Below are 24,175 nucleotides of genomic sequence, written 5' to 3'. Positions count from 1 at the left end.
ACCTATGAAGCCAAGAGTTCTGCTGGCCTGGGAGGCGGGCGCCGGGCGAGGGCATGTTGTCACCTTAAAGACGGTGGCGGCGGCCCTCGGTGATGGCTTCGTCTACGATGCCGCTCTGTGCCGGATGGATTACGTGGCGGAGCTTCAGCCTTTGTGCGAAATGGTCTTTCCGGCGGCACGTCTCAGATATGACGCGGCCCGTCGAGAAGGTCCGGTGCGCACCGCCACGTGGGGTGAATTCCTGGGCGATAGCGGATTCCGCGATCCCGCGTTTCTGGCCCGACAGGTCGGCTGGTGGAAAGCCGCCCTGACAGCGCGACGCAGCGATCTGGTTATTGCCGACTATGCGCCATGCGCCATGCTGGCTGCACAAAGCCTTGGCATACCGACGGTTATAACCGGTACTGGCTATGGTATTGTGGCCGAGGGACTGACGGAATTTCCACTTTTCCTGCCCGAGTATGGCCAGCGGCTTTATGACGAAGCGGAAATGGTGCAGACGATCAACACCGCTTTGGAACCGCTGGGCGTGCCTAGGCTTGGTGTCCTGCCGGATATCTATCGGCGCTCGCAGGAATTGGTCCGCACGCTTGACATACTCGATCCCTACAATGGTTTACGTACGCAAAGGCTTCTGCCGCCCGTCGCGGATGTGGCGGCTGAATATGGCGGGGAAGGCGATGAGGTCTTCTGTTATTTTTCCACAACCGAACTGGCCGATGCGGACGTACTTGACGCCATATGCTCGCTGGGACTGCCCACACGGGCCTATTGTCCAGGCCTTGACAACGATCACGCCAGCCGGCTCGTGGCGGCCGGCGTGCGCCTTGAAAATGGTCCGGTGCCGGTCGATCTGATCGCGCGGCGCTCTCGTCTGATGGTCCATTCCGGCCAGCACGGCATCTTGTCTTTGGGCCTTGCCGCCGGTGTGCCGCAGGTGGCTATCCCGCAGCATCTTGAACACCTCTACCACGCGCGCCGGTGCGAAGGCCAGGGTTGCGCGCACGTGGTGACGATCTCCGAGCGCGCGGCGCCAAGCGTGCGCCAGGTCATTCGTGACCGTTATGACGACACGGCCTTTCATCAGGCGGCCCAGGATGTCGCCAACAGGATAAGACCGCAATTTGCGGTCACGCCGGGGGCGCTTATTCGCGAACGCATCGGGGGCTTGGTCACATGACCACCTATATCCGAGTCCAGCCTGGCAATCTCGGCAATCAGATGTTTCGTTACATGGTGGCGCACCATTTGGCCGATCAGGTGCCCGGCGCGCAGATCGTTGGTTACCAGATGCCTGACTGGGGGTTATGCTCGACCGTGGAGGTACCGCCCTGGCGTGCGCCTTTCGTCGTACCGGCACGGCACCGCATCGACATAAAGGCCGTGCTGCGCCGACTGGCAACGCATGAGAACGATGGACTGGACATCTATGCCTACGCTCAGAGGTTGGAGTATTTTGGCCACAATCTCGCGCGCTTTCGCAACCTATTTGATGCGCGTGTCGCCGGGGCACCGATTGGTGATGACGAGATTGCCGTCAGCATACGGGCAGGTGACATTCTGGCAGGTATACATCCCGATTATTTTCCTCTGCCGATAAGCTTCTACCGATCTTTATTGGCGCCGCTTCGTTTGAGGCCTGTGTTTGTCGGGCAACTGGATGACAGTTGGTATGAACATGCCCTGCGCGATGCCTTTCCCGACGCCCGCTTTCTGACCCACGATACCGCGTGCGAGGATTTCCAGAGCCTGCGCCATGCCCGTCACAAGGTTCTGGCAATCAGCACCTTTTCCTGGCTGGCGGGTTGGCTCTCCGCACCCGACAGCATCATTCACTATCCGTTGGCAGGCCTTTTGAATCCCAGCCAAAGGCCCCAGATTGATCTGGCGCCCTTGGGTGACGCGCGGTACAGATTTTACGTCTTTCCGGTATGGCACTATGGCGGTCATGCTGAAGATGTAGCCGCGCTACTTAGCGCCCGATCTCGCTTTGGCGGGTATCCAGAAACCATGTCGGTGCGGTTATGATCCACGACTTACTCGACCGGCTCGGCCCGGCGGCGCCGCACAAGTTCGGCAATCTCCGTATCATCAAGCCATATCTTGTTGATCTGAGCTGTGGTTGCAGCATTTCCCCAGACCTCCTTGCGCGCTTCCGCCTTTTCGAGCAGGGCGATTGTCTGTTTTCGGTTTTGCGCCAGCGAGGCCAGAAAGACCGGCTGAATGTGCGTTTTTTGTTCGCCAGACGCGATCGCGGCCAGGGCGCGCTGCATCAGGACGTCCTGAACGGACGCTGTACCTGTTTGCAACGCTGCTCTCAAAATCTCGACATCCTTGAGCAAGGCTTCGTCCTTGCGCAGGCGCGCATAGGTGCCCAGGTTTTGAATATAACCCACATAGTCCCCGTCGCTCAGCTTGATTTCGCCGAGGCAATCGAAGGTGACGGCAAAGTCCGGATGACTGCGTGCCAACTCACTCAAGGCCTGTCGCGCTTCGGTTTCGTTACCGGCGCCCCATTTCGCCCACGCCAGATCGACCTGAATGGCGACGGATCCCGGCTCAATCAGGCGCGCCATATTCAGCTCGCGCATGGCGGCGATGTGCAGACCGTTATCTGCCAGAATATTTCCATACCAGAAATGGGTTTGAGCATCGCGCGGCGTCAGCGCCAGCGCGCGACGAAAGTCGAGACCGGCTTCACGTGGGGCATTGTCCCACCAGTAATGCACAAAGCCAAGCGCACGGTGCGCGCTGGCAAGATCGCGATCAAGACGCAAGGCGGTTTCAGCGGCGGCCTTCGCCTTGGGGAAGGCGTTGGCATCAGGGATTGTGCCGAACTCCCGCGCCAGAATGTAGGCATCGGCCAAACCAGCCCAACCGGGGGCGTAATCGGGTTGCGCTCGGGTGAGGGTTTCAAAACTCACGATGGCGCGCGCCAGGGTTTCCGGTCGTCTCTGCGCCCAGTCGTCCCGGGCCTGCAGATAGAGTTGGCTGAGGGCGGGATCGGATGGCAGGGCCTGCGCAGTCGGTGCGTTAGCGTCGTGCGACCACAGAAGAGCTATGGCTATGACAACAGCTATCAGGACGGCCACGCCCGCCGTCAGAAACAACCAGATCCTTCTTGACGGAATGGTCCCTTTATCCGGTGTATCGCCAGGCGAATCGTCATCAAGGTTGGATTGGCTGGAAGCCCATTGATCCAGGTCTTCGCGCAACGCAAAGACCGTTGAGGTCTTGCCACCCGGGAGGCGGCGAACCGGCAGGTTACGCGTACGAGCCCAGCGCATCACCGTCGTGCGATCCCGGTTGAAGTACGCCCCGATAGCCTTCCACCCGTTGATACGATCTGATGACACCGCGCCCCCTCATTGCGGTGCAACTATAGTGTAGGGTTGCCGTAATGATCAATCCTCTTCATGACAGGTTCTGCTTCTTAGTCTGGCGGCGGAGGGTGCTGGGGCTTTTAACACGCCGGCGCCGATGTCAGAGTTTTGTGAATTTTTTATAAAAATCTGCGTGTTGTGCCAGGCCTTGCGTCTCTCGCTTTGGGGGGCGGCGTCGTGTCGCCCTGTCTCGCTGAGGACTCACATGACAAAACGCAATTTCAAACAAGGCCTGATGGCTTCGGCCCTTACGGTCATGACTTTGGGCATGGCCTGGACGGCTGCCCACGCTCAGGATGCGGCGCCGAGCGATACTGAGGCTGCTGACCAATCGACCGTCGTCGTGGTCTACGCTACCCGCGACAAGGCCATCAACGCGCAGATGAAGGCCATCAATACCATTTCGGTCCTGTCCAAGGACGATCTCGATCACACCGCCGTGCACAATGTGGCCGAAGCGCTCGGCACCTTGCCGGGTGTCAACGTCATGAACACCGGCAACTCCTTCTTTGGTGGCATCGATGGCGCCTCGCGCGGTGAGGGCATGTTCGTGTCGCTGCGCGGCATGAACAGCGAATACAATGTCAACATGATCAACGGCGTGACGGTGGCGCAGGGCATGCCCTATTCGCGCGGCGTCCAGTTGTCGCTGCTGCCGCCTTCCGGTTTGCAGACCATCGTGCTCAACCTGACCTCGACCGCGGATATGGACGGCGACGCCATCGGTGGCACGGTCGATTTCCGCACGCCGACGGCCTTCAACTTCTCCGACAAAACCCACGCCAGCGTTACCCTGTCGGGCCGTCTGGAAAGCCGTGCGCGCGATTACGACGACTCCGGCCTCGGCGGTGGTATCGCTGGTGAATACGCCATCAAGTTTGGCCAGAATGAGCAGTTCGGCTTCTACGGCAGCCTGTTCTATGACGAACGCGCCTACGCCAACTCGGAATTGGCCGGCATCATGGCGGCCCAGAACGACGGCGGCTGGGATTACCTGGTCACCGATGTGAACGGCAAGAGCTATGCGGGCATCGATAAGGAAGCCAACATGGTCCAGACGGGGCTCAACGTCGGCGTCTCGAACGGTTCGACTAAGCGCTGGGGTGGCAATCTGTCATTCGACTGGAACGTCGACGACACCCTCAGCCTCTATGCCCGCGCTTCTTACGCCCGTGCCGACACCGAGCAGAACTCGACCCTGTCGCAATTCGCCAGCGCCTCCAAGAGCCACAAGCAGGTGGGCACGACAGATCGCTACGCCCTGAGCGTCGATCAGATTTCAACGCGCGTCTGGTATGAAACCAATCCGGAAGTGGCGACCCTCTCCACCTTTACTTTGGGCGGCGAAAAGCGTGCCGGCGCCTGGACCCTATCGCCCAGCGTCTTCATGAGCTATGGCAATAACGACCGTCCTGATCACATCGAGGCATCGGCTCGCATCAATCAGAGCGATAACTACAATCATGGTGTCAACCGTCCGCTCGGTGGCCTGTCTATCGGCTATGATAATAACGGCTTCCCGATCCCGCTTTACACGACCGACATCTATAACGACCTCAACAATTCGGACACCGCGCTGCTGGCCCGTCGTTCCGGTCAGTTGACGGAGAGCTTCTCCAACCAGACCAAGGGCGGTTTCAAGCTGGATGCCCGCTATGACGCCGATGGCGGCGCGCTGCAATATATCAAGACAGGCTTCAAGTTCACCGAGAGCCTGCGCCGCGTCACCAACCGTGACTGGACCAATGCCCACTTCGCCAATTCGCTGGGTCATGGTGGCGAGACCTGGGCATCGCTCGGTATCGCTGATGGCGAATATAGCTCTGTCTTCCCGGGCGTTTACAACTGGGCTGTTCCCAAGGTGAATGAATCCGTTCTGCTGAATTACTTCAACAAGTTCAAAACCGACGCCAGCTTCGACACCTGCGGCGGTGACTATGCCAACAACTATAACTGCAATACGCAAAAGGGTAACGAAGCCGTCACAGCGGCCTATGTGATGGCGGACTATAGTTTCGGCAGTCTGGAAGTTCTACCGGGCGCCCGTTATGAACATTCGCAGATCCACAACACCTACTGGGTCCAGGGGAAGGGGCAATTCGACAGCAACACGACGACCTACGACAAGGTCTTGCCGAGCGTCTTTCTCAACTATCGCCCCGCCGGCAATGCCGTATATCGTGCCTCGATCTGGACATCGTACACCCGTCCGCCCTTCACCCAACTGGGCGGTGGCGCGCAGACCTCAACCTCCGAAGATGGCACCACCACCATCACCAAGGGCAATCCGGACCTGAAGGCGATCGACGCGGTCAACTATGATCTGGCGGCGGAATGGACGACCTCGGCCGGCGGTCACGCCCAGATATCGGCCTATTACAAGGCCCTGTCGAACTACATCTTCGACAATGGCAGCAATTACCTGAACGGCACGGAAGCGGTTGAGGGCAAGGTCTATACCACCATGCCGCAAAACGGTGGCGATGGTCATGTCACCGGCCTGGAAGCGCAAATCCGCCAGAAGTTCACGACCCTGCCGGGCTGGATGAGCGGCTTTGGTCTGAGTGGCAATGCGACGCGCCAGTGGACGATCGTCGATCTGGGCTCTGATCTTGGCAGCGGCCAGAAAAAGCCGATGCAAAACGCCCCGGAATGGCTCGCCAACGCCTCTATCTTCTATGAAAAGTACGGCATGAGCCTCGACCTGAACTATGGCTACAAGGGCGCCTATCTGGCCAACTACGCCGTGATCGGTGGCGTCGATGTCTGGGTCAAGCCGACCCGTCGCGTCGACCTGCACGCCGGTTACAAGGTCAACGACCATGTGAAGATCGACCTGTCGGTGGCCAACCTGCTGAAGGACTACAGCTACTGGGCGCATGTCGGTAAGCGCAGCTTTGCCATCAATGACATTGTCGATACCGGCCGCACCACCTTGCTGACCGTGAAGTACGATTACTGATCCCCGGAATGCCGACCGGTAGGCGTTCCGACCGGCGTTCTTAACTTGGAGCGGAAGGCCATAAGGCTTTCCGCTTCTCTTTTTTCAAGGTTAAGGCTGTGAAGATATTGTTTGTGATTGCGCTCATTTTGAGCCTGCCGACCTGTGCGTATGCACAGACCGGTGCTGGCAATCAGGCCGCGACTGCTATCGCCGCGGCTTCACCCTTTGTGCAAAGAGCCTATGCCGAGCTGAAAGCCGCCGCCGAGGGCATAGGCGACCGCAGACTCGCAGGGGCGACGCGCGACGGGCTTGAACCGGAGACCTGCATCGCGCACCGCGTCGGCCTGACCGATAAGGACAAGCAAGGAATTGTAACCGCGCTCATCGCTCAGGGTTTTCTAAAGGGCGGAGGAGATTTGACGGACGGCGTTTTCCCGCTGGTTGTCGGGGATGAAAGTCCGTGTCCGCATCTGCCACAGCCGATTTTTGCGGCGCCGGGTGGCAACGAGGGCAGCCACCATGACTGGCCCGGTGGTCTTGTACAACATGAGGCGTTCAATTTGCTCAACGCGCTTGATCTGGCAGAGGCCTACCATGATCAGTCGGGCTTGACGCCTGACCGTGACACCTTGACGGCCGCTGTTATCTGGCATGACTGGGCCAAGAGCCTGGTCTTCCAGTGGCAGGATATTGGGGTGGAAATGCCAGAAATCAGCATAGCCGGCACAGGCGCGCATCATATTCTAGGGCTGGCCGAAACCATGCGACGCGGTTTGCCGGCGAGCCTGGTTCAGGTGCAGGCCTGTGCCCACGCCGCACCGGAAGACGGTGACAGGATAGAGGTAGACAACTGGCTGCGGGCGGCGGCGATCATAGCACGTGTCGATCCCAGCAAATATCTGCCGGCGAAGGGCGTCTGGCCGGAAGAGTGTCATATCCACACCCTTTCCGATCAGAACTGGATGGTGGCCGAGCCTGCTGCTGTCATGGCCAATGAAGCTTTGGCGGCGGCTGCCGGTGCATTCGGGTTCGATCCGGCTGACGTGAAAACCTACACCTGGCACTTCCGGTTGATTGCTCTCAGTACATTAGGCGCTGATCGCATAGCCGAGGCCTGGCGCAGAGAGGGCGATCGTGGCGTACTGGCGCTCCTTGAGCCGCTCAGGGCACGCGGTCTGTTTTAAAACGTATATTTGAGGCTGATGTTCAGGGTCTGTCCCGACTGGATGACATCCGAAATATTGAGCGCATGTTTGCCGACGTGCGCCCAGTAGGAATACCCTCCCAGCACATGGGCGAGGCTGGCGTCGAGCTGAATACGGGTATTGACGCGGTAACCCAGATGGAGATTGACGTCGTGATGGGGCCGCACCCAGGTGTCATCCCATGTGCCGGTGGCGCCCAGCGTATTGTAGACCGAGAGATAGGCCGAGGTGTAGCTGTAGATCACGTCGCCGCTCCAGTTTGCGCCCGTATACCGGAGGGTGCTGCTGGCCAATATCCCCGGCGCGTTCTGGATCGGCTTGCGGCGGCCAAGCGCATCGCTGCCCAGATCCACCTGCGTATGTTGCCCGGTCAGGGCCATGCCGGCGGTGAGACGGTCGGAAAGATGTTGCTCGATCTCGACCTCGACACCGGTGACCTGACCCTTCCCGCCGTTGCGCGGCTGAACATATCGGACCGTGCCCGTTTGCCCGTCCATCGCCGTGTCTAAGGTGGTGCCGTAATCGAAGAGGTAATCCCGAAGGTGCTTGCTATAGAGGTTCAGGGTGACGCGCCGGTTCTGCGTTCGCCAGGTGCCGGACATGTCGAGATTGAGCGCGGTCACTGGCTTCAGATCGGGATTGCCCTGGGTGATGGTGGTGACACCGTTCGTTACCGTCGTCTTGGCACCGCCGGCGAGTTGGACGAAGGAGGGGCGGGCATAGGCTTGCCATAAACCGAAGCGAAACTCACCGCCGGCGCCCTGCCACGTCATGAACAGGCTGGGCAGCCATGCCTCATATGTTGACCGGCTCTGCCGCCAGCCTCCCGGCTGCTCGACTTCGTCGTTATAGGGTATGAGCCAGTAGGTGTTCTGAAGGTCGCTGTGCTCGAAACGCAGGCCCGGCACGATCTCCAGCCTCTGCGTCACAAAACGGGCGGAGATATAGGCGGCGGAGACGTCTTCCTCGCCTTCCTGCGTGTCGCAATTGTAGTTGTTGACCGCCAGCACGCCGCAGGTGTCGAGGCTGGCCTCGGTCTTGTAGGTGTTGAAATAATCCACCAGACGATTGTGGTCGACCTTGGGAATGCGCCAGTCATAGAGACCGGGAAAGGCATGATCGTAATATCGGTCGGAAATCCCAAGCGCCGCCCACGTCAGGCCGGCTTGCCCCGTCACATCGGCGAAAAAGCCGTTGGTCCAGTCCCGGTAGGTGGCGCGCCTGTGGCTCGCGCTGTATTTGAGGCCGGCGTCGAGACTTTGAAGGGCGCCTGAATTTAGGGTGTAGCTCGCATCCAGCTTCACACCCCAGCGAATCTGACTTGAGGTTTGCGCGGTGACCTGTCCCGCCCGGCGCGCCAGCAGGGCAGTGTTGGCGTTGTCGAGATCGCTATAGATAGCGTTCGTCATCATCGGCACGGGCAAACCGTTGTCGTCATAATATATAAGATTGCCGTTGAGCGGCCTGGCGGTCTGGTCGATATTCTGGCTGTCGTTCTGGTTGACGCGCGTAGAGGCCTCAATGTGGCCTGGCAAGGTGTTTTCGGAATAGCCGGCAAAGAGGGTGGGGGTGAGCGTCAGGCGCGCGATGCGGAATCGACCGCCCAGTTTAAACTGGGCCAGGGTCATGGCTTCGGGGTTGGTCTCATACCAGACGCGCGTCGATACCGTGCCGACGTTCAGGCCAAAGAGACCAGTCGTGGCATCGGCGAGCCAGGTAACATCACCCGGCACCAACTGGCTTAAGGTCGAGTTCTGTTCGGTATCGGCATGGGCTGCGGCCAGTTTCAAAAACAGGCTGATCGCGTCGGACGGGCGCCAGTCCGCCGAGACAAATCCGCCGGTACGTTGGGTAGAGCCTGTGGAAACACCGGCGTCAAGTCCGGTCAGGATGGCGTTATCGGCCGGATCGACGCCATCCGGATTGTCACCGGTCGGACCATCGGCCAGACGAAAGGCCCAGGCCCTGTCATTCTGAGCGCTCATGATGCCGGCCAGCTCGGCGTTTGCGTAGTAACGCTGGTCAGAATAAAGGCTGAGATAAAGACCCAGAGTATCCGAGGCGCCGAACCGGCCGGCGAATTCGGCAGAGACGGCATTGCCGGTCCTTGTGTCGCCGTAAGCCACCGCCTGACTTTCCGATCGCAGGCCGATGCTAAAGCCAGCGTATCGCCTGCGGCTGAAATCAAAAGCGCTTGGGGTGCGCCAGTCAAGCGTGGCGCCGATGGCGTCGCCGTCCATATCGGCCGAGGAGGTTTTACGGATGACGACCTCGGCCAGACCGTCGGGCGGGAGCAGGCTGAGTTGCACCGCGCGGGTGTAGGGCATGCCCTGAGCCATGGCTATGCCATCGATCAGGTTGAGCGACAGTTCGGTATTGAGCCCGCGAATGGCGGCGTACATGCCCTCACCGCGAGAGGCGCCATCGACCCCGCCGATAAAGGAATGGCCGGTATTGAGCACGGTAACCCCGCTCAAGGTCGCCAGAGCCTCGACGGCATTGCGCGTCCCGCTTCGCTCAAGGCCGGAACGTGACATGACAGCGGCCGGCGCGGTGGCTAGGCTGGCAAGGTTTGGAGCGGATGAGGCATCCAGTTTGTGGCGCCGGGCAATCACGGCGACCTCGATCGGCCTGGCTGCTTCCACACGGGTGACGACAGGTTTCGCGCGTGGCGGCGGCGCTGGCGATATCACGAAGGTGGTATCGCCGACGGCGCTGACCACGAGATCGCTGCGCGCCAGCGCGCGCTGAAAAGCCGCCAGTGGCTCCATATGACCGCGCACCGGTGCGCTGTTCCGGCCCGAGAGATGATCGGCGGAAAAGAGTAGCTGCACATGACCTTGGGCGGCGAGCTGGGGAAGGGCGTCTGCCAGACTTTGTTCGGGCACATTGAAGGCACGCGGCATGGCCGTTGCCGACAGGGGAAGGCACAAGCCCGCAGCTATGAACCAGGCGATCTTGAACATGAAAGCGCCGGCTATCCCGTACCAACGAAGGGTGATAATCGTGGCGAAACAGGCGTCAGGGCCTGTCGGCCATCGTCTGGCCTTAGCGGGCTATTGCTATGGATTTGTGACGTCAGGCGGTGATCCTCCGCCCTTTCATAAAAATGTTGGCATTTGTGGCGTAAAGGCCGCAGGCGCGCGTCTGTTAGTAAAAGGGGCATATGCTGTGCCTGAAGGTCATGACATGAGTAGGGCGGGTTCCGCTATGGATCTCGAAGATGCGGTCTTGCCGTCGAAAACTATTGGTGTAACCACCTTAGGTGATGACGCGCGTCTGATGCATGAGGTCATGGCGCGTTTCGGGGTGCGGCTGAAGCGCTACCTGTACCGGGCTGTCAAGCCCGAAGACGCCGATGACGCCTTGCAGGATATTTACGCGCGGCTTTCGCGCCTGGCCAGGGGCGTGCCACCGCCGGACTTTAATGCGACCTACGTCTTCAAGACGGCAGACAGCGTCTTAAGAGACCTCTATCGCCGGCGCCGGACGCGCGAGAGCGAGACACACATTGAATTGCCCGAAGCCCTGGCGACGGAAAGACCATCGCCGTTCGATGAGGTGAGGTGGCGGCAAAACGCTGACCTGATCCGTCAGGCGATCGGGCGTTTGCCGCCGGCGGAGCGAAGGGTGCTCTTGCAACATCGCGTTGAAGGCCGCAGTCTGGCCGATATATCGCAAAGAAGCGGGACGCCAATGCGCACCGTTCAGCGTCAGTTGAGCCAGGCCCTCATTCAGTGCCGCGCCATACTTAAGGATAGCGGATGGTTCGAAACATAATTTACAAAGTTCAGGGACGATCAGAAGTCATCAATGACCGACAAGCGTAACACAACGGCCGCCAATGATAGCGCGGACTTTCCGGACGACGTGGAACTGCAGGACGTCTGGGACGCCATCGGCTTGCTGTCCTTGGATGATGCGGCGGAATTGACCGCGCCGGTGCGCAAGCCTGCTCGCTATGCCACTTTCGGTGTATGGGGTGCGCTGGCCGCGACTCTGGTGGTGGCCGTGTGCGGCTATGGGGTGTGGCGCGATCGCCCCTTGACCTATCAAAGCGCCATTGGCGAACAAAAGAGGGTGGACCTGGCCGATGGTTCGCACGTCACCTTGAACACCAACAGTCGTATCGAGGTGCGTGTCCGCGGTGACAAGCGTGAGGTGGCTCTGCTGTCGGGCGAGGCCTTCTTTGATGTGGCTCATAAGTCCGATACCCAACCCTTTTATGTGGTCAGTGGGGAGACCCGGGTACGGGTAACGGGCACGAAGTTCGACGTCAGTCTGCGACCGGATCGCACCGTCGATGTCAGCCTGCTTGAAGGCCATGTCAGGACCGGTCCGCGACGGGACAAAAACGTGGAGGGTAATGGGGTTGTGGCCTTGTCGCCGGGTGAGGGGGTGCGTATGAGCGCTGAGGGGGTGGCTGTGGCGCGCTATCCGGCGGCACGCCTGCGCATCGAAAACTGGCTTGAGCATCGCATCTATTTTTCGGATACGCCGCTGGCCGAGGCCTTGAGCGAAATGAACCGCTATAATCCTGTGCCGATCAAACTGAGCGACCGCAGGCTGGAAACGATCCGTGTCAGCGGTATTTTCGATGCTGGAGATTCAGATCATTTCGTTATGGCCCTGCAAAAGCTATACGGCATAGATGCCAAGACGACCGGCAGTGCGACCGAACTGTCGAAATAGGCCTTAAAATTTTTGGAAAGTACCGTGATGCGTTCTTTTGCTCTGTTGTCGACCGTTGCCATGCTGGCCTTCCTGCCGCTGACCGTTCAGGCGCAATCGGCTGACAAGGTTCCGCCGACCGTAGATGCGAAAACCAACATCTATTTCTACCAGGGTGAGCAGGCTCTGGCTGAGGCCCTCAAGCGCACGCCCAATACCGGTCGCGCCAGGAACGTCATCCTTTTCATCGGTGACGGCATGGGCATTAATTCGGTGACCGCCGGACGCATCTTCGCCGGCCAGCAGCGCGGGCTTGATGGCGCCAGCTATGCCCTGTCGTTCGACAAACTCCCCTATACCGGCTTCTCAAAGACCTATTCGACCGACAAACTGGTCACCGATTCCGCCAACGGCATTTCGGCGATCACGACCGGCATCAAGACAATCAACGGCGCGATCGGTGTAGATGGCACGGTCGTCGGGAAAAAGTGCCGTGGCTCGCTGAAGGCGCGGGTGCAAAGCGTGGCCGAACTGGCGAAACTCAATGGCCTGTCGGCTGGGGTTGTCACAACGGCCGGGATTACCGACGCCACCCCGGCGGGGGGCTATGGCCACACACCGTATCGCAACTGGCGCGCCGACAGCGACCTGACGGCCGAAGCGGTTGAAAACGGCTGCATTGATCTGGCGCGGCAACTCGTCGAAGCGCCTGCCGCCATCCGCATGGATGTGGCCTTAGGGGGCGATTTGACCAAATTTCTGCCCGATACCGATCCGCGCAAAGGGGGGCGCGTCGACGGCCGTGACCTGACGAAAGAATGGCAGGGTCAGTCCTCCAGTGCCCAGTTCGTCAGTGGCGCGGCCGATCTCAAGGCGGTGGATGCAACAAAGACCGACCATCTGCTTGGCCTGTTTGCCGAAGGCGACCTTCCGTCGCCCGTTGATACGGCACAGCATTTCGATGTGCCTGGACTCGACGACATGACGGCCAAGGCGATCGATGTGCTGGCGAAAAATCCTAAGGGCTATTTTCTGCTGGTGGAATCGGCCTCCATCGACAAGTGGCATCACCAGAATAACGCCTATCGCGCCATGACCGACGTGGATGAATTGTCGAAGGCCGTCCAGGTGGCGATGGAAAAGACCAGCGCCGCCGATACCCTGATCATTGTGACGGCGGACCACAGTCATGGTCTTGTGTTCTCAGCCGGCTCGACCCGCGAGGAGCCGATCATGGGGCTGGCGCGCAATCACGGGAAGGACGAACTCGACGGCAATGGCCATGCGCGCACGACGCTTTCCTACGCCACCGGTCCCGGCGGTCCCAAGAACGGGGTAGCGAGACCCGCGCCAACCGAAGACGAGGCCGTAAGCCCCGACTATACCCAGCCCGCCCTGACCTATGTCGACAGCGCCCAGCACGCCGGTGAGGACGTGCCGATCTATGCCAGCGGCCCGCAGGCCCATCTGCTGACCGGAACGGTCGAGTTGAGCTACATCTACCAGGTTATGGCTTATGCACTGGGGTTGAAGCGTTAAGAGCTGTTTGACACGCGATGCTCGGTAGGGAGACCTGTGTCGATTCGCGTGTCTTTATCCGCATTTGTTCAGGATCACTCCAGAGTAACGTCAAAGTCGTTCGGTCAATAGGGCTAGTAAATTGCTATCCAAAAGTGTGCGCGCCACCAGCGCCCGGCAAGGTGGCGTTGTGATTATTAGCAAAAATAATTACCATATATAATTCGCCCGGGTATTATTTGACAGTTTTGTCAAATTTGAACTAAATGGCAAAATTCCTTGTCATATTGATTTAATGTTCAAATACAATGCCTTGTTTTAAGTCGGCTTTGTAAATTCTCTTGCGGGTCTAATAAATGTAGGCGGATGTTGACCTAATCGTAGTCCGTCGCTAAAGTAGCATTATTGCAACAAAATTTCATATATTTTACATAACGCAGAGACGCCGATTGCGTTCAAAATGCGTCCATGTATTGTCTGAGTTATAAATAAGCTTCTCAGAGTAACGGCTGGATAGCCAAATCTCCGAGATTCAAAACAACATAGGGAGGTTAAAAACCAGGTATCGCTGCGGACGCGTGCGTCTGCATGGCGTCATTGAAACTGTATCCGAGAATGAAAGCGTGTGGTTTTCGGGGTCGCCGCCCCAAGCTTGACGCGTCGGTCCAGGTTCGCGGTCGTCTAAAAAATCTATCAAAAAAAATGAAATAAAACGGGGAGTTCATGATGAAATCAAAGTCAGTTATTTATCGTCTTTTGTTGGGATCTACAGCCATTGCGGCGGCTATGTCCTACACGACGGCTTTTGCGCAGGACGCTGCGCCAGCGGCTCAGCCTGCCGCTACCGAAACGACCGCAGCGCCCGACGATACACAGGTCGTGGTCGTCACCGGTATCCGTAACTCGCTTCAAACTGCCGCTACGACCAAGCGCAAAGCCTCGACCTTTGTCGAATTCGATCAGCGCCTCGGACGTGGCATCCTTGCCCGACCTGTCTGTCGCAGAAGCCCTGCAGCGCGTGCCAGGCGTAACCGTCACCCGCTTCTCCATTGGTGGTAGCCCTGACTTCCCGTCGCCCGAAGGTCGCGGTAACCTCATTCGTGGCTTGGGTTTCGTGCGCTCGGAGTTCAACGGTCGTGACGCATTTTCGGCCAATGGTGGCCGTTCGCTCGATTGGTCAAGCATCCCGCCCCAGCTCGTCGGCGGCGTCGACGTTTACAAAAACACCTCCGCCGACCTGATCGAAGGCGGCATAGGCGGTTCGATCAATCTGCGCACTCTAGAGCCGTTTGATCGCAAGGGCTATTTCGCCGCCGTCTCAATGGACGTGAACTATGGCGATCTCGCCAAGAAGTTTTCGCCCTCCTACAATGCCGTCATCGGCAATCGCTGGTCGACCAGCGTCGGTGAATTCGGTCTGATGGGCGCGCTGTCGACGTCGAACCTGAAGTCCACCTATAACGGTTGGCAACAGCCGGCGCCGATTCCGCGGGGTGCCAATACTGGCAATCCGGACACTAGCGCCAACGAGCCTTCGTCGGTCACCGAGATTGTCCCCGGCAAGACCGTGGGTGTCATCGAAGGCTTCCAGTTGCGTGCCAGTGACATTGATCGTGACCGTTCCAGTGCCTATCTGGCTGCGCAGTGGAAAAACGACAATATGCGCCTGACGGGTAAGTATATTAAGGTCATCAACAAAACCGCGAGCGTTGAGCATACGCTCGAATTGTTCCCTGCTGGTGGCAACAACCAGAGATATAAGATCACGGATGCGACCTTTGATAATACCACGTTGGCAGGTCTTAACAGATGTAACGTGCCTGAGGTCAGCACGTCTCCGGTGCGCCCCGTAGACTATTGCGAAACGCAGTTTGCGGTCGATGGTGGCCTGATGACGTCTGGCATGGTGACGAACGATTTCGACAGCTGGATTGGCGCCTATGGTCTGGGGCCAACGGTTCTGGGTATCGGCAAGCGCGAAACGACCACCACGGAAGATTTGAGCCTGAACTTCAAATGGCGTCCCTCGGATCGCTTGTTTATTGAGCTCGATGCGCAAAAGACCAAGGCATCGGCGAAATCTACCGAAATCTGGGGCGGTGCTCAGACCTGGGCAAATGCCTTCATCGTGCCGGGCCTTGATAACCCACAGGTTACCCTGACAGCGGATCCGCGCACGAAAATCAATCCGGGGCAAGTTGCTGGCGCTGTGCAAACGGGAGTGGATGGCAATGGCGACCCCGTCTACGCCTATACTCCCACTGCGCAAAACGGTATGGCTGACCCAAACGCCGCCTTCTGGCTCTATGCCGGTGAGGGTCACCACGATGGTACGGGCGAACTGACGGCGTTCAAGGCCGACGTGCAGTATGATTTTGCCGGTGAGACCTGGTTCAAGTCGGTCAAGTTTGGCGCGCGTTATTCGGAACGCAGCCAAGTGAACCAGGAAATGGATGTTAACTGGGCCAGCGTTGCACCTGCCTGGGACGATACCGGCCTTGGTCTGTTCGCCAGTCAGGCGACGCCCGCCTATGAAACGATCGACTATGCCGATTTCTATCGTGGCGGTGTGTTACAAGGCGAGAACACCAAGTTCCTCGCTATCCGGTCTGACTTGCTGCTTGATCCGATCAAGTTGACCAACTACATGAACAACGAGCCAACCTTCAACAATGCCGATGGCACCTCGAAGCTGGGCTGGAAGTCGCAACTGAAAGCGGATGGTTCGCCGAACTACGATCCCGCGCGTACCTCTGACGTCATTGAAAAAACCACCAACCTTTACGCCATGATGAATTTCGGCAAGGAATTCAACAACGGCATGTCGATCGATGGTAATTTCGGTGTGCGCTATACCTCAACCGAACTCGCCTCGACCGGCTTCATGGCCTACAAGCCGTTTGATGAGGATTTACAAACAGCGTCGACGGTGGGTAGTCCGCGGACGCCGGACGCCGAATCCCGTGACGCGCCGCAAGACTTCCTGCCGGAAACAACCCTGTTCCTGCAGAGCCTGGCGACCCCTCGCACGGTTTCTGTCAAGGACACACATTGGCTGCCTTCGTTTAACCTGAAGTGGAACCTGAACAGCGAGATGCTTATCCGTTTTGGCGCCAGCCAAAACCTGAGCCGCCCGAACATTCAGGACATGCGTGCCGGACAGGTGACCAACGCCGTCACTACCCGAACCGCGTATCCACCAATCGTGAAGTGCACTCCAGTAGCTCCAGCTACGACTTGCATAGAGGATCCTCTGTTCGGTGTGGATCGTGGCGCCCAAAATATCTCGCTCGACCAGATCCGGATCACCGGTGGTAATCCGAACCTGAAGCCCATCACCTCGGACAACTTCGATCTGTCTTGGGAATGGTACTTCAAGGGGGGTACTGTTTCGACCGCTCTCTTCTATAAGGATCTGCAGAACATCATTCAAGGCGGCGATGTTACCTTGGGTTCGAAGACGCTGGATGGCAAGACCGTCAATATCGTCTATGGTGGTCAGGTCAATGCCGACGAAGCCCAGATCAAGGGCGTGGAACTGGCCTATCAACAGTTCTATGACTTCTTGCCCGGTATCTTCTCGCATCTGGGCCTGCAATCGAACTTCACCTATATCGAAGCCAGCGCCACCCCACCTCCGGCGTCTATCGATACCGATGGTAATGGAGTACCTGACGACTTCGGCACCATCTACCGCTTCGGTGTCAAGGATCTCTTGGGCCAGTCCAAGTACATCTTCAACATCGTCGGTATCTACCAGGACAGCAAATGGGAAGCGCGTGCGGCCTATAACTGGCGGTCCGAGAACCTGACGACCTACCGTGACTACATCACCGGCGACCCGATTTATCTTTCGGATGTCGGATTCCTCGACGGATCGATCAAGTACAAGGTCAATCGCCAGTTGCAGATCAGCCTGAACGGTTCCAACCTGTTGGATACCAAAAACAAGGCGACGGCTCTGGTCAACGCCAATGGGCAGCGTGTCGACCGGTTCAGCTTCATGAACGACCGCCGCTTCGTGCTGAGTGTTCAATACCAGTACTAGGGCCTATGATGATCAAGGAGCGGCTTTCTGACCGCTCCTTGAGTCATGTCCCCCTTCAGACGCGTTCAAAACGCAAAAGACAAAGGAAGCGCAAGATGAGGCAATCTTTAGGACTGTTATCGGCCTTGCTGTGCCTCGGCACAGCCACGGTCGTCCTGTCGGGTCCGGCTTTGGCCAAGGCTCCCGTATATCAAGCGGCCGGCCCAAAGGGCGGTGTCGGATATTCAACCACGGCCATTGATAATGGCCGTTACGTTGTCACTTACACCGGTGACGCCAGAATGAAGCGCGATCAGGCAGCGAACCTGGCCTTGCTTCGGGCGGCCGAGTTCACTCAAGAATCTGGCTTTGAATGGTTCGCGGTCATCGCCACCACCATTCGCGAAGTCGAAGTCGGTAGCGCCAATGATATCGCCGGCCGGACGGGTGCATTCATGGGCAACGAGACTGCCGGTACCGGCTCCGGTGGAGATCAATCCGCCGGCTCTGGTGGCGGAGATGCGAATGTCAATATGGGGCCGTCTACCGGCGGATATGGTGGTGGTGATGTTCCGCCCTCGGTCCTGGAACGCTGGCGGCCAAAGACTGTCGTTCAGGCCGTACTCATCATCCAAATGGGCAAGGGCGACGAGGCCAATTTTGCCGGCCTCTCCAAGCAGCCTGAGATTTTTGACGCCAAGGCTACAAGCGAGGAAATTCGTGCCGGATTGAAGTAGGCTGTTCAATACCCCAAATGCACAGCCTTCATGGAAGCAATGAGGGTTGCGCATTATTGCAGATTTGACATTTTATTTAATTATTTCAAATAATTGCAGGTAAATGGGATTGATTTTTTAGTCAAATATCATACGATGTAATCGGTTTCAGTCTTCTCCCGAAAATTGACGCCATATGTGTGTTGGGGTGTCGCACCCGAGACGTGCGGCGCCCCTTTTTCTCATTTTAGGCATGGCTTCTTGCGTCGAAATCGGTCTTTAGTGGATTCAAAAACAAAAAGCCTTCAAAAAAGGCCCTAGTGCCCAAGCCATAGGGAGGCAAGCCTGGAGATGAAGGTTGACGTGCATGACATCGGAAACTCCGGATCGCGCGTTGTTGTCATCGATGACTTTTTAGATGACGCGCATAAGGTTGTGGAGGCTGCTGCGGCCCTTGCGCCATTCCCGCCGGAGGGCGCCACCGCATATCCTGGTCAGAGGCGTCAAATCTCACCCGGTGATGCGGCGTCGGTCTACGTGCTGTCCGCTTTGCAAACAGCGGCGCCGTATATCCTCAAAGGTTTTGCCGCCAAGGACTTTGCCGTTGTCGAGGCCAGTTTTTCACTACTGACAACAAGGCCTGAGGGACTGCGCGCGGTCCAGCGCGTCCCGCATGTCGATTGCGACGATCACAGCGTGTTGGCGGTTCTGCATCACCTGCATGATTTGCCGGGGACAGGGACCGCCTTCTATCGTCATATCGGCACAGGGCTTGAGCGGGCCGACACGGGTAACTCTCAAAGGTTACGGCAGGCGCTTTCCACGGAAGCGCAAAGCCTCGATCGCGCCTCGGCCAGTTATGTCTCGGCTTATGACGATCTGTATGAGAAAATTTTCTCGGTTGAAGCGCGCTTTAATCGCCTGGTGATCTATCAGGGCTTTCTGCTGCATTCCGGTTATATATCGCCAGATTTCGCCTATAGCGATGATCCGCGAAAGGGTCGCCTTACGGGCAATATATTTGTGCGCACCCAAGGGGCTACAGCATGAGTGTCTTCCTGTCTGGTCGTGATCTTCATGCTTTTCAGCAGCAGATGCAAGCTGGTGCCGTTACGGCAACCAGCCCAAATAAACGTGGAGACGACAGGCCATGAGTTTACCTCCTGACGCCATCGATACGGTATGTATCTTGGGTGGCGGCACGGCCGGCTGGATGACGGCTGCCGCGCTGTCGCATAAGCTGAAAGGCCTGCCGGTATACATCGTTCTGATCGAATCCGACGAAATCGGAACGGTCGGTGTGGGGGAGGCCACCTTGCCTGCCATCCGCAGCTTCAACAATGCACTGAACATAGATGAAGCCGGCTTTATGAGAGCGACAGAGGCCACGTTTAAGCTCGGTATCGAGTTTTGCAATTGGGGGCGGATCGGCGATCGCTACATCCATCCCTTTGGCGACTATGGACAAGAGCTCAACAATTTACCGTTTTACCAACATTGGCTTCGCCTGCAAAAGCTTGGCGAGACACACAGGCTTGATGAGTATGCCTACTCCATTATGGCGGCAGAGCAGTCTCGATTCCGGCATCCTTCCACGGATAAAAGCCAGATTGAATCGTCCTTTGGCTATGCCTATCAATTCGACGCCACGCGCTATGCGGCGTTTCTTCGCCAGTTTGCCGAGGCCAATGGCGTTGTCCGCGTTCAGGGCAAGGTCATGGCTACCGCTCTGGACGCCCGCACTGGTCACATTGACAGCGTCACTCTGGACAGCGGGCAGACGCTTCATGCCGATCTCTACGTCGACTGTTCCGGCTTCCGTGGTATCTTGATCGAGCAGGCCCTGCACACAGGGTACGACGACTGGAGCCAATGGCTGCCGTGCAATCGCGCGATCGCCGTACCTTGCGAGTCGCGCGGGACTTTGACGCCGTTTACGCGCGCGACGGCGCTGGAGGCGGGATGGCAATGGCGCATCCCCTTGCAACACAGAACGGGCAATGGCCACGTCTATTGCAGCGAGTTTATCTCCGACGATGCGGCGGCCGACCGTTTGCTGGGCAATCTCGATGCGCCAAAACTGGCTGACCCGCGGCAGCTATATTTTACGACCGGCCGCCGTCGCGCGTTCTGGAACAAGAACGTTGTCGCCATCGGTCTGGCGGCGGGCTTTCTTGAGCCGCTCGAATCCACCTCTATCCACCTGATTCAGGAAGGCATTACCGAGCTGCTTCAGATCTTTCCTGACAAGCGGTTCATGGAGTCAGACCGCACGGAATACAACCGCCGCATGGGTTTGAATTTTGAACGGGTGCGTGACTTCCTGCTCCTGCATTACGTCGCCACACAGCGCGATGACACTGAGATGTGGCGCCATTTCCGCAATCTGACCTTGCCGGACAGTTTGCAGGAAAAGATATCGGCGTGGCTGACACGTGGTCATCTGACCCGCTATGAATTCGGGGTGTTTCTGCCGCCAAGCTGGGTGGCTGTCATGCTGGGTCAAAATCTTTTGCCTCAAGGCTATGATCCTCGGGCCGACAAGGCGCCGGAGCAAGAGGTCAGGCAACATGCCGAGGCGTTGCGCCGACGTATCCAGATGTCGGTGGCGGACTTGCCGGATCATGCCGCCTATCTCAAACAATTTGGCGCGGCGTCGAAGACTGAACCGCTTGTGGCGAAGGCAGGGTAGGGCCATGACCGAACAGACGGCAACACCCTCCGACCCTGGTCCTCAGCATATCGTGCTTTACGGCTCTGGCCTGGCCGCACAAATGACGGCGGCAGCGCTGGCGCATCAGGCACCGGCGTCGCTTCGCATAACTTGGCTTGGCGGTAGCGATGCGTCAGCCACGGATGTGTTTTATGGCAGCGTCACGCCACCTTCGGCCTATGATTTCAATCTGGCCGCCGGCGTCTCCGAGCCGCAACTGGTCCTTCAAAGCAACACGGCTTTCTCATTTGGTACGCTCTACAAGGACTGGGGTTTAGATCGGGCATCGTGGGCACAGACCTTTCAACTGCCGTTCCCGATTCTTGAGGGCGTACCTTTCCAGCACTACCTGACGCAACAGGCTATCTATGAGATCGAGCCCTACCTCGCCTCTGCAGTCGCGGGGCGACGGGGCGTGTTTGCTCATCCACCCGAGGGGCAGGGGCATGCCCTGTCCCGTGCGGAATACGGTTATCAGATTGAGGCCTCGTCGTACGGGGCTGTGTTTGAACGCGCCGCCAGCGGTCGTGTCACAAAGCTCGCCGCCGCAGTGACCCGGATTGACCAGGCGGCTGGGGAGATTAACGCTCTTCATCTGGCGGATGGTCAAAGGCTGACCGCCGATCTCTATGTCGATTGTTCCGGCCCTGAGGCGCAGCTGATCTCGACGCTTGGCGTGCCTTTTAACGGTGATCGCCGGCTGGGCGCCCTGGCTGACTTTACGCTCAGAGCTGAATTGGGCGCCCCGTTGAGGACCGTAACGGGTGATGCGTTTGGATGGTCAGCCGAGACAACGCTTCAGGGGAAAGTGGCGCGATTAGTGGTCTTTGATCCGGACTCGGAAGATCAGGCGAGACAGGCTCACGAAGAGTCTGCGGCTCTCCAGACTGAGCTTACACTGGGACATCATGATTGCGCGTGGTCCGGCAATTGCGTCGCGATCGGCCAGGCTGCCGCTGTTGTTGAGCCGGTGACGCCGGCGCCCCTTATCTTGCTGCAACGCGATATTCAACGTCTGCTGAACCTGCTGCCTGTAAGCCGGCGCATGTCGGTAGAACGAAAAGCGTTTAACCGTGGCTATGTGGACGATTACCAGCACGCCGGTCTGTTCAATCGCGCCCTGTTTGAAGGTTTCGACTTCCCTGACACGCCCTACTGGCACGCCGCCCGCTTGGCCCCTGTCGATGAGCGGCTGACCGCCAAGATAGAGCAGTTTGAGAGCCGGGGCTTGCATGTCGCCTTTGACCTTGAGCCTTTCACGCCGGAAGACTGGATCATCCTGCATTACGGCATGGGGCGACGGCCCGCACGCCATGACCGCGTCGTCGATCGTGCATCCCGGGAAAAGGTCGCCCAGTATCTTTTGTGCATGCGGCGCGACATAGATCAGGCGGTAAACTCCATGCCGAGCCATAGCACCTACATGCAGGGACTGGCACGATTTCTGAAACAACAAAGCCTTGTGACGCCATGACTCAGCCATTCAAAAACATAGTCATTCTGGGCGGTGGATCGGCGGGCTGGATGACGGCCGCTGCGCTTTCCAGCCTGTTAAATCCGAAGGACGTTTCCATCACCCTGGTGGAATCCGATCAGATCGGCACCATCGGTGTTGGCGAAGCGACCATTCCCGATATCATCAATTTCAATCGTCTACTTGGCATCAAGGAAGACGAGTTCATGAAGGCGACGCAAGCTACCTTCAAGCTCGGTATTGAATTTGTCGACTGGAGGCGCAAGGGCGATAGCTACATCCATCCGTTCGGGAGCCACGGCGTCGATATGAATGGCATAGATTTTCACCATTACTGGCTGCATAGCCGCGCCGGCGGCAATGCCCACCCCATCGGCCACTACAGCATGTGCGCTGTGGCGGCCGCAGACAACCGTTTTGCACTGCCAGACCCCAACCCCCAGAGCGTGCGTTCGCATATCCGCTACGCCTACCATTTCGACGCGACTCTTTATGCGCGCTTCCTGCGTCAGTATGCGGAGCTGCGCGGGGTGCGACGTGTTGAAGGCAAGGTGGATGAGGTCGTCCAGGCGGCCGACACGGGCTATGTGACCGGGCTGAAGCTCGACAAAGGCGACCTGGTTTCGGGCGAACTTTTTTTTGACTGCACGGGGTTTGCGGCGCTCTTGCTCGGCAAGACGCTGGGGGTGTCCTATAAGGACTGGAGTCACTGGCTGCCGTGTGATTCCGCTCAGGCGGTTGCCTGCACGCATGCGGGGCCTTTGCGGCCCTATACGCGCTCGACAGCCAGATCGTCAGGCTGGCAATGGCGGATTCCGACACAACACCGTACCGGCAATGGCCATATCTATAGCGGTGCCTTCATGAGCGACGATGAGGCCGCTTCGATACTGGTGCAAAACCTGGACGGTGACATGATCGGATCGCCGCGCAAGATAAGCTTCAAGGCCGGTCATCGTGACACCTTCTGGAGCAAGAACTGCATCGCCATAGGCTTGTCGGCGGGCTTCCTCGAACCGCTGGAATCGACATCGATCTATCTCATTCAGGAAGGGATCAGCCGCTTCATAGCTCTCTACCCCGACGCTTCGATCCCCAGCATTGTCCGTGACGAATACAATCGGCATATGCGTACCGAATTCGAGCAGGTGCGCGACTTCATCATCCTGCATTACAGTGCGACTGAACGCGACGACAGTCCCTTCTGGAACTATTGCCGCACAATGAATCTGCCTGACAGTCTGTGCCACAAGATCGAGCTGTTCCGCGAAGCCGGACGCGCCTTTCGATACGAAGATGAATTGTTCGCCAAGGCGAGCTGGATCGCAGTTTTCCTGGGCCAGGGCGTGATGCCAAAGTCCTACGATCCGATTGTGCGTAATCTTCCATACGCGTCCGTCAGTGAAAGCCTGGAGTTGATGCGCACGGCGATGATCAATGAGGCGGGCCGTATGCCGAATCACGCCGACTTCATCCAACGTTACTGCGGGTCTGCTTCCCTTTAGATATCATAGAATTTAAATA

16 protein-coding genes are annotated in these 24,175 nt (G+C 58.1%); 14 read left to right on the top strand and 2 right to left on the bottom strand.

Features of this window, described 5'->3' with window-relative positions; all coding sequences use genetic code 11:
* Positions 1-4 precede the first annotated feature (4 nt).
* The gene (locus ABQ278_RS18980) at positions 5-1,180 is read left to right on the top strand and encodes a nucleotide disphospho-sugar-binding domain-containing protein (RefSeq protein WP_349322587.1); all 1,176 of its coding nucleotides are present in this window, start codon (positions 5-7) and stop codon (positions 1,178-1,180) included.
* On the top strand, positions 1,177-2,028 hold the full coding sequence (locus ABQ278_RS18975) for an alpha-1,2-fucosyltransferase (protein WP_349322586.1): 852 nt from the start codon (positions 1,177-1,179) through the stop codon (positions 2,026-2,028). Before ABQ278_RS18980 ends, ABQ278_RS18975 begins: the two co-directional genes overlap by 4 nt.
* An 8-nt stretch (positions 2,029-2,036) precedes the next feature.
* Here the strand turns inward: ABQ278_RS18975 and ABQ278_RS18970 are convergent, their stop codons facing one another.
* The gene (locus ABQ278_RS18970) at positions 2,037-3,356 is read right to left on the bottom strand and encodes a hypothetical protein (protein ID WP_349322585.1); all 1,320 of its coding nucleotides are present in this window, start codon (positions 3,354-3,356) and stop codon (positions 2,037-2,039) included.
* 232 nt (positions 3,357-3,588) lie between these two features.
* Here ABQ278_RS18970 and ABQ278_RS18965 point away from each other — a divergent pair, with 232 nt between their 5' ends.
* Both ABQ278_RS18965 and ABQ278_RS18960 read left to right on the top strand, forming a co-directional pair.
* Complete coding sequence (locus ABQ278_RS18965) at positions 3,589-6,345, top strand: TonB-dependent receptor (protein ID WP_349322584.1); 2,757 nt, start codon at positions 3,589-3,591, stop codon at positions 6,343-6,345.
* A 98-nt stretch (positions 6,346-6,443) separates the two neighbouring features.
* Positions 6,444-7,511 carry a hypothetical protein gene (locus tag ABQ278_RS18960; RefSeq protein ID WP_349322583.1) on the top strand — a complete coding sequence of 356 codons (1,068 nt, stop codon included), beginning with the start codon at positions 6,444-6,446 and terminating at the stop codon, positions 7,509-7,511.
* Here the strand turns inward: ABQ278_RS18960 and ABQ278_RS18955 are convergent.
* Positions 7,508-10,498, bottom strand: a complete 2,991-nt coding sequence (locus ABQ278_RS18955; protein WP_349322582.1) for a TonB-dependent receptor — start codon at positions 10,496-10,498, stop codon at positions 7,508-7,510. The genes ABQ278_RS18960 and ABQ278_RS18955 overlap by 4 nt on opposite strands.
* Before the next feature lie 223 nt (positions 10,499-10,721).
* Between ABQ278_RS18955 and ABQ278_RS18950 the strand changes: the two genes are divergently transcribed.
* The 10 genes from ABQ278_RS18950 (at position 10,722) to ABQ278_RS18905 (ending at position 24,156) form a co-directional block, all read left to right on the top strand.
* Entirely contained in the window at positions 10,722-11,312 is a 591-nt protein-coding gene (locus ABQ278_RS18950; RefSeq protein ID WP_349322581.1) for an RNA polymerase sigma factor, read from the top strand.
* 33 nt (positions 11,313-11,345) lie between these two features.
* The gene (locus ABQ278_RS18945) at positions 11,346-12,224 is read left to right on the top strand and encodes a FecR domain-containing protein (protein WP_349322580.1); all 879 of its coding nucleotides are present in this window, start codon (positions 11,346-11,348) and stop codon (positions 12,222-12,224) included.
* Positions 12,225-12,251: 27 nt separating this feature from the next.
* Positions 12,252-13,742, top strand: coding sequence for an alkaline phosphatase (locus ABQ278_RS18940; protein ID WP_349322667.1), 1,491 nt, complete (start codon positions 12,252-12,254; stop codon positions 13,740-13,742).
* A 765-nt stretch (positions 13,743-14,507) separates the two neighbouring features.
* The gene (locus ABQ278_RS18935; protein WP_349322579.1) at positions 14,508-14,780 is read left to right on the top strand and encodes a hypothetical protein; all 273 of its coding nucleotides are present in this window, start codon (positions 14,508-14,510) and stop codon (positions 14,778-14,780) included.
* The gene (locus tag ABQ278_RS18930; RefSeq protein WP_349322578.1) at positions 14,704-17,769 is read left to right on the top strand and encodes a TonB-dependent receptor; all 3,066 of its coding nucleotides are present in this window, start codon (positions 14,704-14,706) and stop codon (positions 17,767-17,769) included. The genes ABQ278_RS18935 and ABQ278_RS18930 overlap by 77 nt, the downstream gene beginning before the upstream one ends.
* Positions 17,770-17,864: 95 nt before the next feature.
* Positions 17,865-18,485, top strand: a complete 621-nt coding sequence (locus ABQ278_RS18925; protein ID WP_349322577.1) for a CC0125/CC1285 family lipoprotein — start codon at positions 17,865-17,867, stop codon at positions 18,483-18,485.
* A gap of 342 nt (positions 18,486-18,827) precedes the next feature.
* Entirely contained in the window at positions 18,828-19,514 is a 687-nt protein-coding gene (locus ABQ278_RS18920; protein ID WP_349322576.1) for a DUF6445 family protein, read from the top strand.
* A 100-nt stretch (positions 19,515-19,614) separates the two neighbouring features.
* The gene (locus ABQ278_RS18915; RefSeq protein WP_349322575.1) at positions 19,615-21,156 is read left to right on the top strand and encodes a tryptophan halogenase family protein; all 1,542 of its coding nucleotides are present in this window, start codon (positions 19,615-19,617) and stop codon (positions 21,154-21,156) included.
* 4 nt (positions 21,157-21,160) lie between these two features.
* Positions 21,161-22,651, top strand: coding sequence for a tryptophan 7-halogenase (locus ABQ278_RS18910; RefSeq protein ID WP_349322574.1), 1,491 nt, complete (start codon positions 21,161-21,163; stop codon positions 22,649-22,651).
* A complete protein-coding gene (locus tag ABQ278_RS18905; RefSeq protein ID WP_349322573.1) occupies positions 22,648-24,156 on the top strand; it encodes a tryptophan halogenase family protein in 1,509 nt (502 codons plus the stop codon). The genes ABQ278_RS18910 and ABQ278_RS18905 overlap by 4 nt, the downstream gene beginning before the upstream one ends.
* Positions 24,157-24,175 lie beyond the last annotated feature (19 nt).

Source organism: Asticcacaulis sp. MM231, from assembly GCF_964186625.1.
Lineage (GTDB): Bacteria > Pseudomonadota > Alphaproteobacteria > Caulobacterales > Caulobacteraceae > Asticcacaulis.
Note: the sequence above shows the minus strand (reverse complement) of the source record. Positions and strands in the feature narration are given on the sequence as shown.

Coding starts and splice junctions, on each gene's coding strand:
- ABQ278_RS18910 (WP_349322574.1), top strand. CDS start 21,161: ATGACCGAACAGACGGCAACACCCTCCGACCCTGGTCCTCAGCATATC.
- ABQ278_RS18940 (WP_349322667.1), top strand. CDS start 12,252: ATGCGTTCTTTTGCTCTGTTGTCGACCGTTGCCATGCTGGCCTTCCTG.
- ABQ278_RS18915 (WP_349322575.1), top strand. CDS start 19,615: ATGAGTTTACCTCCTGACGCCATCGATACGGTATGTATCTTGGGTGGC.
- ABQ278_RS18950 (WP_349322581.1), top strand. CDS start 10,722: ATGAGTAGGGCGGGTTCCGCTATGGATCTCGAAGATGCGGTCTTGCCG.
- ABQ278_RS18980 (WP_349322587.1), top strand. CDS start 5: ATGAAGCCAAGAGTTCTGCTGGCCTGGGAGGCGGGCGCCGGGCGAGGG.
- ABQ278_RS18935 (WP_349322579.1), top strand. CDS start 14,508: ATGTCCTACACGACGGCTTTTGCGCAGGACGCTGCGCCAGCGGCTCAG.
- ABQ278_RS18945 (WP_349322580.1), top strand. CDS start 11,346: ATGACCGACAAGCGTAACACAACGGCCGCCAATGATAGCGCGGACTTT.
- ABQ278_RS18955 (WP_349322582.1), bottom strand. CDS start 10,498: ATGTTCAAGATCGCCTGGTTCATAGCTGCGGGCTTGTGCCTTCCCCTG.
- ABQ278_RS18965 (WP_349322584.1), top strand. CDS start 3,589: ATGACAAAACGCAATTTCAAACAAGGCCTGATGGCTTCGGCCCTTACG.
- ABQ278_RS18905 (WP_349322573.1), top strand. CDS start 22,648: ATGACTCAGCCATTCAAAAACATAGTCATTCTGGGCGGTGGATCGGCG.
- ABQ278_RS18975 (WP_349322586.1), top strand. CDS start 1,177: ATGACCACCTATATCCGAGTCCAGCCTGGCAATCTCGGCAATCAGATG.
- ABQ278_RS18925 (WP_349322577.1), top strand. CDS start 17,865: ATGAGGCAATCTTTAGGACTGTTATCGGCCTTGCTGTGCCTCGGCACA.